This is a genomic window from Paucibacter sp. TC2R-5 (assembly GCF_025717605.1).
Lineage (GTDB): Bacteria > Pseudomonadota > Gammaproteobacteria > Burkholderiales > Burkholderiaceae_C > Paucibacter_A > Paucibacter_A albus.
On the sequence record NZ_JAJIRQ010000001.1, the window covers coordinates 100,626 to 113,466 of the forward strand.

Annotated in this window: 9 protein-coding genes; 5 read left to right on the forward strand and 4 right to left on the reverse strand. The window is 64.2% G+C overall.

What is annotated here, in order from left to right; translation table 11 throughout:
- Positions 1-33 precede the first annotated feature (33 nt).
- Positions 34-2,265 carry an EAL domain-containing protein gene (locus LNV08_RS00485; RefSeq protein WP_263531693.1) on the forward strand — a complete coding sequence of 744 codons (2,232 nt, stop codon included), beginning with the start codon at positions 34-36 and terminating at the stop codon, positions 2,263-2,265.
- A 30-nt stretch (positions 2,266-2,295) separates the two neighbouring features.
- On the opposite strand, the gene LNV08_RS00490 is transcribed toward LNV08_RS00485, so the two are convergent.
- Positions 2,296-3,918, reverse strand: coding sequence for an ATP-binding protein (locus tag LNV08_RS00490; RefSeq protein ID WP_263531694.1), 1,623 nt, complete (start codon positions 3,916-3,918; stop codon positions 2,296-2,298).
- Positions 3,918-4,472, reverse strand: a complete 555-nt coding sequence (locus tag LNV08_RS00495; RefSeq protein ID WP_263531695.1) for a YfiR family protein — start codon at positions 4,470-4,472, stop codon at positions 3,918-3,920. The genes LNV08_RS00490 and LNV08_RS00495 overlap by 1 nt, the downstream gene beginning before the upstream one ends.
- A 166-nt stretch (positions 4,473-4,638) precedes the next feature.
- Between LNV08_RS00495 and LNV08_RS00500 the strand changes: the two genes are divergently transcribed.
- Positions 4,639-7,275 carry a response regulator gene (locus LNV08_RS00500; protein WP_263531696.1) on the forward strand — a complete coding sequence of 879 codons (2,637 nt, stop codon included), beginning with the start codon at positions 4,639-4,641 and terminating at the stop codon, positions 7,273-7,275.
- Between the two features lie 7 nt (positions 7,276-7,282).
- Here LNV08_RS00500 and LNV08_RS00505 read toward each other — a convergent pair whose 3' ends face one another.
- Complete coding sequence (locus tag LNV08_RS00505; RefSeq protein ID WP_263531697.1) at positions 7,283-7,882, reverse strand: response regulator; 600 nt, start codon at positions 7,880-7,882, stop codon at positions 7,283-7,285.
- A 249-nt stretch (positions 7,883-8,131) separates the two neighbouring features.
- On the opposite strand from LNV08_RS00505, the gene LNV08_RS23020 reads away from it, so the two are divergent.
- A complete protein-coding gene (locus LNV08_RS23020; RefSeq protein ID WP_318014075.1) occupies positions 8,132-9,841 on the forward strand; it encodes a methyl-accepting chemotaxis protein in 1,710 nt (569 codons plus the stop codon).
- A gap of 5 nt (positions 9,842-9,846) precedes the next feature.
- A complete protein-coding gene (locus LNV08_RS00520) occupies positions 9,847-10,434 on the forward strand; it encodes a hypothetical protein (protein ID WP_263531698.1) in 588 nt (195 codons plus the stop codon).
- Positions 10,435-10,437: 3 nt separating this feature from the next.
- On the opposite strand, the gene LNV08_RS00525 is transcribed toward LNV08_RS00520, so the two are convergent.
- Positions 10,438-11,961: a S10 family peptidase gene (locus LNV08_RS00525; RefSeq protein WP_263531699.1), complete on the reverse strand. Its 1,524-nt coding sequence runs from the start codon at positions 11,959-11,961 to the stop codon at positions 10,438-10,440.
- Between the two features lie 33 nt (positions 11,962-11,994).
- Here LNV08_RS00525 and LNV08_RS00530 point away from each other — a divergent pair, with 33 nt between their 5' ends.
- Complete coding sequence (locus tag LNV08_RS00530; RefSeq protein WP_263531700.1) at positions 11,995-12,825, forward strand: DUF429 domain-containing protein; 831 nt, start codon at positions 11,995-11,997, stop codon at positions 12,823-12,825.
- Positions 12,826-12,841 lie beyond the last annotated feature (16 nt).

A 12,841-nucleotide genomic window follows, 5' to 3' on the forward strand; every position in this document is an offset into this window, starting at 1 on the left:
TTGGACACCTGCACGACCGTGGAGTGAATACCGATGCCCGATGAAGACCAACTCTTTTTGATCGATTCACCTCAAGACGACGCGCCGGCCGGGTTGACGCCTTGGCGGGTTTTGGTGGTGGATGATGATGAAGAGGTGCACCGCGCGACAGACTATGCGTTTCGCCGCGCGCTGGTCTTGGGCCGACCCATGGTCTTGGTGCACACCTATTCGGGCGCCGAGACCCGCGCCTTGCTGGCGCATGACCGCGACTTCGCGCTGATCTTGCTGGATGTGGTGATGGAGGATGCGCAGGCCGGCCTGGACCTGGTCGCTTGCATCCGCGGCGACTGCGAAATGCAAGCCACCCGCATCATCTTGCGCACCGGCCAGCCCGGCTCGGCGCCGGAGTTGCCCATCATTGAGGCCTACGACATCAATGACTACCGCACCAAGAGCGAGCTGACGCAGACGCGGCTGATCACCGCCGTGACGGCCGCGCTGCGCTCCTTTGACCAAATCCGCATGATTGCAGAGAGCCGGCGTGGCCTGGAGCTGATCGTGCATTCCTCGGCCGACTTGATGGAGCGGCATGCGATGCTGAGCTTCGCCGAGGGCGTGCTGACGCAGTTGGCCGCGCTCCTGGGGCTGCCGCGAGATGGCCTGGTGTGCGTGCACCGCGGCGAAGAAAAGCGCGGCGAGCGGCCGGACACGTTTTACGTCATCAGCGCTGGCGGGCAACTGGCAGATTACTTGAGCTGCACCTTGGACAAGCTTGCCGATGCAGCGGTCCGCGCGGCGGTGACCGAGGCGCTGCGCCAGCGCCAGCATCAGTTCGGTGCGTCGTCCACTGTCTTGTATCTGTCTGCCGAGGGCCATGAGGCGGCCGTCTATATGCTGGCGCATGAGCCCTTGGCGCCGCTGGATAGGCAGCTGGTCGAGGTGTTCGCGACCAATTTGTCGGCCTATTTTGGCAATGTGCATTTGATCGGCGAGTTGAACCGGCTGGCCTTCCTGGATGGGCTGACGGGCCTGGGCAACCGGGTGCAGTTTGTCAAGGATGTGGAGGCGCAGGTGGAAGGCCAGTCCGCCGAAGCGGGCGGGCAGGGGGCGCCGCAAGCGCTGCTGCTGCTGGACGTGAAACGGTTTTCAGAGCTCAACAACGGGCTTGGACATGATGTGGGCAATGCCTATCTGAACGCTATCGCCCAAGGCTTGCGCGCGAGCTTTTCGGCCGAGACCCGGGTGGCGCGGCTCAGTGGTGATGTGTTCGGCCTGGTCGGGCCGGTGGCCGAGCTCGGCCCCGAGCAGTCGCGCCTGTTGTTCGAGAGCGGCGTGCAGGCCGGCGAGCACCGGCTGCCGGTTGCTTTCGCGGCCGGCTATTACGCTTTGCAGGGCCATCAGGGGCCAGGTCTTGCGGCCTTGCGCCGCGCCAATATCGCTTTGGCTCGTGCGCGGCTCAGCGCACAGGCGCAGCTGGTGGTTTTTGACCCGACGATGGAGACGCAGACGGCCGGGCGCCTGGCTCTGCTGCGGGCCTTGCGCGCTGCGATCCAGGCTCAGCATTTAGAGGTTTGGTATCAACCGCAACTGGCGCTGCAGGATGGCCGCTTGGTCGGGCTGGAGGCCTTGATGCGCTGGCCCGATGGCGCGGGCGGCATGGTCGCGACGCCGGATGTGTTTGTGCCGCTGGCGGAGCAGGCCGGCTTAATCGGCGAGCTGGGTTTGTGGGTCTTGCACCGGGCGGCCGAAGACTGGCTGCAGTTGCAGGGCTTGAGGGGCGCACCGCCCCGCATCAGCGTCAATGTCAGCCTGCCACAGTTCCGCAGCGGCGAGTTGCAAAGCCAGGTGACCGAGGTCTTGGCGCGCCATGCGCTGCCCGCCGGCACGCTGGAGCTGGAGATCACCGAGAGCATCGCGATGGATGACCCGGCGCTGGTGGTGTCCACTTTGACCACCTTGCGCGCGCAGGGCGCGCGGGTGGCGCTGGATGACTTTGGTACCGGTTACTCCTCGCTGTCGCAGCTGCGCACCTTGCCGATTGATGTGCTGAAGATAGACCGCGCTTTTGTCAGCCAGATCGGTGACCGCCACGGCGACGCGTTTGTGGAAACCGTCGTCGCCTTGGGCCAGCGCATCGGCGCCGAGATCGTCGCCGAGGGTGTTGAAACCGCAGCCCAGGCGGAATTTTTGCGTGCGCAGGCCTGCCACACCGCCCAAGGCTGGCTCTATGCCAAGGCGATGCCCTTGGCCGAGTTGAAGGCGTGGATGGCGGCGCGCATCTGAGCAGCCAGAGCAGCCTGAACGGCGAGTGGCCTAGAGCTGATCCAGCGGCGCACGGCGCGGGAAGCGCAGCTCGAAGGTGGTGCCCTGGCCGACCTGGCTGCGCACTTCTATCGTGCCGCCCAAGGGGGTTTTGGCCAGGCTGTGCACGACGTGCAAGCCCAGGCCCGAGCCGCCCTGGCCCAGCCGGGTGGTGAAGAAGGGCTCGAAGATGCGGTGCAGATGCTCGGCCGGAATGCCTGCGCCCGAGTCGCGAACCTGCAGCGTCAGCCAGCCCTGATCCTGGTCTTTGTTCTTGCCCATGCCCTTGCCCCCGTCGGCGTCCAGTGGGTCCGGCAAGGCGCTGGACTCCTGCACCTGCACCTCGACCCGCCCGCCGCCTATGGGTTCCAGGCCGTGGCGGGCCGCGTTCTCGACCAGATTGCTGACGATTTGCGTCAGCGCGCCGGGGTAGCTGTTGCAGCGTATGCCCTCAGCACAGTCCAGCGTGACTTCGATCGGGCGGTGCTTGAGGCCCGGCATCAGCAGCGCCATGCAGTCATCCAAGACATGGCGCAAATCGAAGTCCATGCGCGCTTCGCTGGTTTCATTGACGGCCACCGCTTTGAAACTGCGCACCAGGCCGGCGGCGCGTTCCAGCGAGCGCGACACAATGCCCGAGCCTTCTTCCACCGAGGCCATGAATTCTTCCAGCCCGCGCCGGCTCAGCGAGTTGCCGCTGATTTGCTCGCGCATATGCTGGGTGCCTTTGCCCAGGCTGGTGGCGGCCAGCAAGGCGTTGCCGATCGGCGTGTTCAGCTCATGCGCAACGCCGGCCACCACATTGCCAAGAGCGGCCAGCTTCTCGTTTTGCATCAGCAGCGTCATCGCCTGTTCCAGCTCTAGGCTGCGCGCCAACACGCGCTGTTCAAGTAAGTCGTTAGCCGCCAGCAGCGCCTGGTCGCGCTCGCCGACCACCGCCAGCATGCGGTTGAACTCATCGGTCAGCTGGCCAATTTCATCGTCGCTGTCTTTGGGCACCCGCAGTGAAAAGTCGCCGGTGCGCCCAACCTTGTCGGCCGCCGCGCTCAGCCGCTCCATGGGCTGGCTGACCAGATGCCGGCCCGCCCATAAGAGCACGGCGCCCAAGACCATCACGGCCAGGGCCAGGGCGCCAAACATGATGCCGTACTGCGGCAGGCGCTGCAGCAGAGGCGGCAGCTGGACGCGGATCCAGACGCGGCCCAGCTCGCGCCCATCGCGCAGCACCGGCAAGCTCAGGCTGGCTCTGCTGCGCTCGAACTGCGTGCCGTTTGCTGGCGCCGACACGGGGCTGCTGGGCTTGGCGTTGTTGCTGGCCCCGTTGTTACTGGCCCATTCCGCGAACAAGCTGCCGTCGGCGCGGTAGAGCGCACCGGCATCGATGCCTTCATACAGGCGCAAAAAGGCGAGGTTGTCTTGCGCTTGTCTGGCGTCGTCGAAGTCCAGTGAGGCCTGGTTGATATCGGCCATCACCTTGGCGACGGCGTCGAGCTGGCGCTCGACCCGGGGCCTGAAGGTGGAGGTCTCATAGCTGAGCACTGCCAGGCCGGCCAGCAACAAGGCCAATACCGTCCCCAGGACCATGGCCAGCTGCAGCTTGCGCTGCAGGGCCAGGGACTTGAATTGCCAGGCCATCAACGGCCCTCCTCGTAGGTTCTGAGTGCCAGTTGCTGCAGCTTGGCCGAGACCTTCAGCCCTGAGCGTTCGGCCGCTTTGGCGTTGAGTTCGAAGCGCACCTGGTCTTCACGCATCAGCAGGCCGATGATGCCGCCGCGGTCCAGGAAGCCCGTGCCCGGGCCTATGGTCAGGATGGGCAAGCCGCCCAAGGGGCGCAGCGGCGCGCTATTGCCTTCGGGCGTGTAGAGCAGGTGGACATGGGCGGCTTGCAAAATGTTGTCAATGCGTTTGACCTCTACCGGGCGGCCCTGCAGTCGGCTGGTCTTGAAGCCGGCTTCGAGCAGGCGCAGCATAGGCTCGTCGTCCATCACGCCGATGATGAAGGGGGCGTCGGCGCTGGCGAAGGCGCCTGCCGGCCATTCGACATAACTGCCAAAGGCGGCGACATACTTGGCCCGCGCCATCTCGGGCGAGACCCGCGCCTGCGTCGCTTGGGCCAGCGCCGAGCCGCCCGCCGATAGCAGGATCAGCAGGCTCAGCAACAGGGCGATGGCGGCCGCAAGACGTTTCATAGGGGCTTCATGTCGCCGCGATTATGGCCGTGCAAATTCGCGCTCGGCGGCGCAAAAAGGACCGGATTCTTGCGCTTGTGCCGGCCGGCCGCAGCTTTTGAGGCACACTGCCGAGCGCAGCCGCCATAGCTTTAGCCCCATTCCTAGTCCATTCTCGAGACCATTGATGAGCCAGGAGCCGAACCTTCTTTTCAGCGATGAACCCGACCTGGGTGCCGAGTCCGCCGACTCGGGCAAATTGCCGCCCTGGCGGGTCTTGGTGGTCGATGATGACGAGGAGGTTCACAGCGCCACCCGCTATGCCTTGCGTCAGGCCCTCATTCTGGGCCGACCGCTGGCGCTGGTGCATACCTACTCGGCCCAGGCCACGCGTGAGCTCTTGGCCAGTGACCGCGACTTTGCTTTGATCTTGCTCGATGTGGTGATGGAGAGTGAGTGCGCCGGACTGGAGTTGGTGGCGCATATCCGTGAGCATTGCGGCATGACGGCTTGCCGCATCATCTTGCGCAGCGGTCAGCCCGGCTATGCGCCCGAAGCCGATGTGTTCAATAGTTACGACATCAATGACTACCGCAGCAAGGCCGAGCTGGGCCAAGAGCGGCTGATCATCAGTTTGTCGGCAGCGCTGCGCGCCCATGTGCAGATCACCCGCTGCATGGCGGCCGAGGCGCAGGCGCTGGACAGCGCGGCCGAGCTGGAAGGCCGGGTGGCGACGCGCACTGCCGAGCTGGCGCTGGCGCGCGACGCGGCGCAAGCGGCCACCAGGGCCAAAAGCGAATTTCTCGCCAATATGAGCCACGAGATTCGAACGCCGATGAACGCCATCATCGGCATGACCGATCTGGCCCTGCTCGGCAGCGACCTTAGCGCTAAGCAGCGCCGCTACCTGGCCACCACCAAGCTGGCCGCCGATGCTTTGCTGAGCATCATCAACGACGTCCTGGACTTCTCCAAAATCGAAGCCGGCCATTTGCAACTGGAGGAGGCCGAGTTCTCCTTGCAAGAAATGTTCGACCGGGTCGCCGCCGTGATCGGCCTGCGCGCGCAAGACAAGGGGCTGGAGCTGCTGTTTGATTGCGCCGCTGATGTGCCGCAGCGGGTACGCGGTGACGCGCTGCGCCTCGCCCAGGTCTTGATCAATCTGTGCGGCAATGCGCTTAAATTCAGCGATAGCGGCGAAATCCTGGTCTTGGTGGAACGCGTGGACGCGCCCGAACTGCTGGATGCACCTGCCCTCAAGCTGCGTTTCAGGGTGCGGGACCAGGGCATAGGCATGAGTGCGGCGCAGATGGCGGCGCTGTTTCAGCCTTTTCAGCAAGCCGACAGCTCGATCACCCGCAAGTTCGGCGGCACCGGCCTGGGCTTGGCCATCTGCAAGCAATTGGTCGAGTTGATGAGCGGCAGCTTTGCCGTGCGCAGCGAGCTGGGCCGAGGCAGCGAGTTCAGCTTTGAGGTGAGGCTGGCTGTGTGCGCCGAGCCGGCGCCCTTCGAGCCCGTCGATGCCGGTTTGGCAGGGCTGCGCGTGCTGGTCATCGATGACAGTTTGAACTCGCGCGAGATCTTGCAGCACCGGCTTGAAAGCCTGGGCCTGCGCCCGGCGCTGGCCGACAGCGCGCGGGCCGGCATCGCCGCCTTGCAAATGGCACAGCTGGCCGGCCAAGCGTTTGATCTCTTGCTGCTGGACTGGCGCATGCCCGATATGGATGGCCTGCAAGCGGCTGAGCGGCTGCAGGCTCTGGGGCTGGTGCAGGCCCGTCAGATCATCTTGGTGACCGCCTTCGATGCCCATGCTTTGCAGCCCGCAGTTGAGCGCATGCAACTGGCGGGCTGCCTGGCCAAGCCGGTGTCCGAGCGCACGCTGCGTGAGGCGATTGGCCAGGCCATCGGCCCCCGGCCCGATCAGCCGGCGCTTGATGGTGCGGCCGCCGAGCATCGTGCTGCCGCCCCAGCCGACCCGGCCGAGGCTGGCCTGATGGCTGGCTTGCGCGGGCGCCACGTCTTGCTGGTGGAAGACAACGATATGAACCAGATGCTGGCCTGCGAGCTGCTGCAGGAGTTGGCCGGCATGCAGGTGCGGGTGGCCGGCAACGGCGAGGAGGCGCTGCAGTGGCTGAGTCAGCAGGACTTTGATCTGGTCTTGATGGATGTGCAGATGCCGGTGATGGACGGGCTGCAGGCGACTCGTTTGATCCGGCAGGATGCGCGACTGGCGGGCCTGCCGGTGATCGCCATGACGGCGCAGGTCATGAGCGGCGATCGCGCGCGCTGTGCGGCCGCCGGCATGAATGATTACGTCAGCAAGCCGGTGCTGGCGCAGGAGCTGTTCACAACGCTGGCCAAATGGCTGCCGGCAGCGCTGCCTGCTGCGCGTGCCGCTCAGGCTGAGCCGGGCGTAGACGGCTCGCAGGCTCAGATGGCCGGGCTGGCGGTGCTGGACCTGGACAAGGCCTTGGGGCATTGTCAGGGGCGGGCCGAATTGCTGGAGAAGTTCATGCACAAATTTCTCGCCACGCGACTGGGCGACGCGCAGCAGATGCTGGCCGCCATGCAGGCGGGCGACGCGGCCCAGGCCGCGCGGATTGCTCACACCGCCATTTCCACCGCGGCCATCATCGGCGCCGATCGTTTGTCCGCCGTAGCGCGCGAGTTGGAGGCTTGTCTGTTGGCCGTCGAGCTGGGCGAAGGCGCTGTCGAGGGGGCTGTCCAGGGCGTGGCAGATTGGCGCTTTTTGTTGCAGCAATTCGAGGCCCAGCTGCTGGCCGTGCAGGCCGCTTTGCGCGTGGCCTGTGTGGGTGGTCCTTGAGGGCTGCTTAGCCACGATCCCTCTGGAAGTTGCTCAAGGCGCTAGCGAGCAGGGTCTGATCAACCGGTTTGGCCAGCAGCAGCACTTCGTCGGGTAAGCCGCCCAGCCGCGCCAGGTTCTCGCGTGACTGGCTGGACACGGCAATGATCAGCGGCGGCTTGGGGCTCGCCTGCAACTGCCGAATCATCTCGATCCCGTTCATATGCGGCATCACCATATCGGTGATCACGACATCGGGTGCGCTGCGCCCCACCATCATCAAGGCCTGAAAGCCGTTCTCGGCCAAGAGCAAATTGGCCGAGGGCAATAGCAAGCGCACCTGCATTTCAAGCAGTTCGCGGGCGATATCGTCATCGTCCACCAGCAGCAGGGTGGGCTCGTCTAGCGCCTGACTCTGCGCCGGGGCCTGCGCTGCGGGGGGTGCAGCGTCCAAGCTCTGCGAGTTGAGCAGTGCCGTGACGCTGGCGGCATCGATGCGGCGATGCCCGCCCAGCGTTTTCCAGGCCTTCAGGTGACCCGCATCGACCCAGCGCTGCACGCTGGCCGGCGAAATGCCCAGCTGCTTGGCCGCCTCGATGGTGGTGTATGACGCGGCTCTCTCGCTCATTAAAATTCCCTCTAAGCATTCAAAGCCATCTATTCGTTCTGAATTGTAGAGTGAATTGACTGATGTGATCGATTTGAAAGGACTATCGAATCGCCAAACTCGATTAAGAACATTTTGAATGAATTGACTGATTTAGCTTGAATGAATGATTTGATTGATTTAGAGTTGCCTCATTCGCCAAGCAAGCGAAGCCAAGCATCGAATCAAACACAGCCGCTCGAACGGCACCCCCGAACTCTGGAGCACAAGATGAAAGCATTGAGCCAACTGAAAATCGCGAGCCGTTTGACCCTGGGTTTTGGTCTGATGGGGGTGTTGATCGCGGCAGTGTCGGTCGCCGGTATTTACGGCAGCCGGGTCGGTGAGCAGGCCATCCACGAGATCGTTGAAGACAATATGCATGGCCTGCGCCTGGTCGGCGAGATGTCGGAGTCGGGGCATATCGTGGGTCGCGTCACGCGCTCGCTCTTGCTGCTGGACGATAAGGCCGAGCAGGCCGGTGAGATCAAGAAGATTGAGGTGGCGCGGCGCAACTACGAGCAGGCCGTGGCCGAGATGGACAAGATGCAAGCCAGCGAACAAGAGTTGGCGCTGCAAAAGGAGGTCAAGCAGGCGGCCCTCGTCGCCAATGAACTGACGAATCAAGTGCTGGCCTTGGCCCTGGCCGACAAGGGCGAAGAAGCTCGCACGGTGCTGCGCAAAAAAGCCAGCCCGGCTGCCAAGGTCTGGCAGGCCAAGATGGCGGAGCTGCAGACCTTTCAAGAAACAGAAACTGCCGCCGACTCGCAAGCTGCTTTCGAGCACGCACAGCAGATGAATCGGCTAATGGTGGGCGCTGCCGCCCTGGCCTTGGGTCTGGCGGGCCTGTTGGGTTGGCTGATCAGCCGCAGCATCGTGCAGCCGCTGCGGCGCGCGGTGCAGGTGGCGCAAACGGTCGCGGCCGGTGATTTGAGCGCCGTGATCGAAGTCAGCGGCAAAGACGAAACCGCCCAGCTCTTGCGGGCCCTGCAAACAATGAACGAGAACTTGCTGCGGGTGGTGAGCGATGTGCGCAGCGGCGCCGAGTCGATCGCCACCGCTTCTGCCCAGATTGCCGGCGGCAACTTTGACCTCTCGCAGCGCACCGAAGAGCAGGCCGCCAATCTGGAAGAAACGGCCGCTTCGATGGAGCAACTGACCGCCACCGTGCGCAACAACGCCGATACCGCAAGGCAAGCAGCGCAGATCGCCGGAACGGCCAGCGTGGTGGCACAAAAAGGTGGGCAGGTGATCGGCGATGTGGTGCGCACGATGGAAGACATCAACGCCAGCTCGCAGCAAATCGTCGACATCATCGGCGTGATGGATTCGATCTCCTTCCAGACCAATATCCTGGCCTTGAATGCGGCTGTGGAAGCCGCCCGGGCCGGCGAGCAAGGGCGCGGCTTTGCGGTGGTGGCCGCCGAAGTGCGGGCCTTGGCGCAGCGCTCGGCCGCTTCGGCCAAAGAGATCAAGGCCTTGATCGGCGCCAGCGTCGGCAAGGTGGAGGCCGGCAGCAAGCTGGTCGCCTCGGCGGGCAGCACCATGGGTGAGATCGTCGCCCAGGTTGGCCGCGTCAATGACTTGATCGCCGAGATCAGCGCCGCCACCATCGAGCAGACCAGCGGCATCGGCCAGATCAATGAGGCGGTGAACCAGCTCGACCAAGTCACGCAACAAAACGCCGCGTTGGTGGAGGAATCGGCCGCCGCGTCCAGCAGCTTGCAGACGCAGGCCGCCGGCTTGGTCGCCACGGTCGGTGTGTTCAAGCTGGAGGCCTCCGCCGCGCCAGTGGTGGCCGCCCAAGCCCCTCAAGCCAAGGCCAGCGAGCCTCGCAGCTCCACCATCCGCAGCTTCTCCGCAGCCAAGAGCCCCGCACGCAGCGCGCGCCCTGTTACGGCTAACGCAGCGCTGGCTGGCGACAACTGGGCGGCATTTTGAACAGCATGGCTGAAGAGGCAATCCACAGCGCAGCGCAAGAGGATCACGGTATGGACAGCAGCAATTTTCCAGGCACCCGCTCGGCATCAAACGCGCCCCGCCTGCCCGCGCGCAGGCAAGCGCTATCCCAAGATCAAGCCCAGGGTCAAAGCGTCGAACAAGCCTGCCGCGTCTTGGTGCTGGAGTCCGACGAGGCGGCTCAGCGCAGCTTGGTCGGCGCCATCGAGGGCCAGGTGTTTGCGGGGCGTGAGATGCAACTGCTGGTGGTGGCCACCCCCAAGGCCCTGATGGAAGCGCTGGACGCGACGCAAGAATTTGCCGCCGTGATCTTGAATGCGGAGTACCAGAGCAGCCTGGTCGGGCAGGCCTTGGTGGAGTACATCCGCGACATTCACCAAATGCGCGATTGTTCGATTCTTCTGACGGCTGCGGCGCCGTTCCTGAGCTGCAACCGCTCGCGTATCGAAAGCGAGTTCCTGAGCCGCTATGCGGTCAGCGACCTGCGTGCCGAGTGCCGCAAGCTGGATGTCGAAGGCCGCAGCGCCTTGCTGCAGGCCAGCATCGAAGCGAGCTTGATCAAGCGCTGCGCCTGAGTTTCAAACCGGCTGTTTAACAAACGCCCGCAACTCCTGCGCCATGCGCGCCAGCGAGGGCTGGTGGATATACATCATGTGGCCGGCCTCAAAGTAGCTGACCTGCACATTGCCCTGCAGCTTCTCGTGCAGGCCCAGGTGGCTGAGCGTGTAGTCGCCCGCCGCATGCGGCGTAGCCAGGTCGTAGTAGCCGCTCGCCACATAGATGCGCATGGCCGGGTTGGCATGCATGGCGCGGCGCAGGCTGTCGCCGACATTGACGTATTTGTTCTCAAAGCCCTTCCAGCTCCAGCTGTTCCAGATCGGTGCCAGCACCAGATAAGGCGCATCGTCCTCGAACTTGAGCGTGTCGCGCAGCAGGCGGTTGATGCCCACCGCGTAGGCGCCGGCCAAGTTGTTCATGCCGGGGTCTTCTTCCGGATGTTCGCCGGCGTCGTCACGGTCCAGGCCGAGGAAGCGGCTGTCCAGCCGGCCAACCGTCTGGCCACGCTCACGCAGCAACTCCTTGAAGAAGCGGAACTCGGTCGGGCGTAAATCACAGCGCAGCAGGTATTGCGCGCTCAGGCCGCTGAAATGGGCGAGCTTGTCGGCCACCTTCTGGCGCTGCTCGGTGCTCAGGCGCGAGCCCTGCATCAACGCTGTCCAATACTCGCCATTGGCAAAGGCCTCTGCCTCGGCGACCACGTCTTTGAGCGGCTTTCTTTGCAGCGCTGGCTTCAAGGCCTGGTGATACCAGGCGGTTGCGGCATAAGTGGGCAGGTAGAGCGGGTAGGGCAACTCGTTGCCATGGTCGAAGCTCAGCGTCTGGAAGTCCACCGCCATTGACACCAGCATCAGGCCGTTGAGATGGATGTTATGTTTTTCCTGCAGATGGCGGGACAGGCCGGCCGCGCGCGTGGTGCCGTAGCTCTCACCGATCAGGTATTTGGGCGCGCCCCAGCGGCCGTTGCGTGTCAGGTAGAGACGGATGAATTCACCGACCGCGTCGAGGTCACGTTGGTACTCGTGGTATTCGGCCAGCTTCTCGCCCTCGGCCACGCGTGAGTGGCCGGTGCCGACCGGATCGATGAAGACCAGGTCCGACTCGGTCAGGAGGGTGAATTCGTTGTCGGTCAGCGCATAGGGCGGCGCGCCGCATTGGCCCATTTCATCGGTGGGCACGCGCTGCGGACCGAGCAGGCCCAGATGCAGCCAGACGCTCGATGAGCCCGGCCCGCCGTTGAAGCTGAAGGTGATGGGGCGCTCCGCATGCGCCTTCTTGTCGGGTTTGAGCGTGTAGGCGATGAAGAAGACGCTGGCGCGTGTCTTCTTGCCCTTGTACTGGCCCTTGTGTGCGCCGTCGGTCTCGCTGTGCACTTCTTGCAGCAACAAGGTGCCGCAAGTGGCCGTGTACTCGAGTGTGCGTTTGCCGAGCACCAATTTGTGATCGGTGCTGACCAGATGCTCGACCGGGGGCAGTGGGGCGGCTTGGTCGGACTCGGCTTCGGGTTTGGCTTTGGGCTTGCTGTTCGGCTGGTCTGCGGACATGAGGGCTCCTGGGTGTGCGCTATGGTGTCGAGCATGCACTCTAGCCCGATAAATTCAAATCCCCTCTTGCTGGGGGTTGATTTCAGCAGCGCCCCGACACGCCGCAAACCGATCACCGTGGCGCAGGGCCGGCGGCAGGGTCAGGTCTTGCGTCTGGACGCTGTGTTGAGTTTCGAGTCGCTGCCGGGCTTTGGTGAGTTTTTGGCCGAGCCGGGCGTTTGGTTGGGGGGCTTTGATTTCCCTTTTGGCCTGCCGCGTGAACTGGTGCTGGCTCTGGATTGGCCGCAAAGTTGGCCGGCGCTGATGGCCCACTACACGAGGCTGAGTCGGGCCGAGATCCGCGATCACTTTGCCGGTTTTTGCGCGGCCAGGCCGGTCGGCGGCAAGTTCGCCCACCGTGCTTGCGATGGGCCGGCGGGTTCCTCGCCCAGCATGAAATGGGTCAACCCGCCGGTGGCCTTCATGTTGCACGCCGGAGTGCCCTTGTTGCTGCAAGCCGGCGTCGATCTGCCCGGCCTGCAGGCGGGTGACCCCAAACGGGTCGCGCTGGAGGCTTATCCGGGCCTGCTGGCGCGCGAGATTCTCGGTCGGCGCAGCTATAAAAGCGATGACAAAGCGAAGCAGACACCCGAGCGCCTGATCGCCCGGAAGGACTTGATCGAGGCGCTGGAGCAGGGCCGCACGCGGCTGGGTTTGCGCTTGAAGCTCAGCCACGCGCAGCGCGATAGCTTGGTCGATGACGCCAGCGGTGACCGCTTGGATGCGGTCTTATGTTTGCTGCAAGCGGCTTGGGCGCAGGGGAGGCCGGGCTACGGCTTGCCGGAGGTGATCGACCCTTTGGAGGGCTGGATCGTCAGCGCTTGAAGCGCCTTCTGCCGCA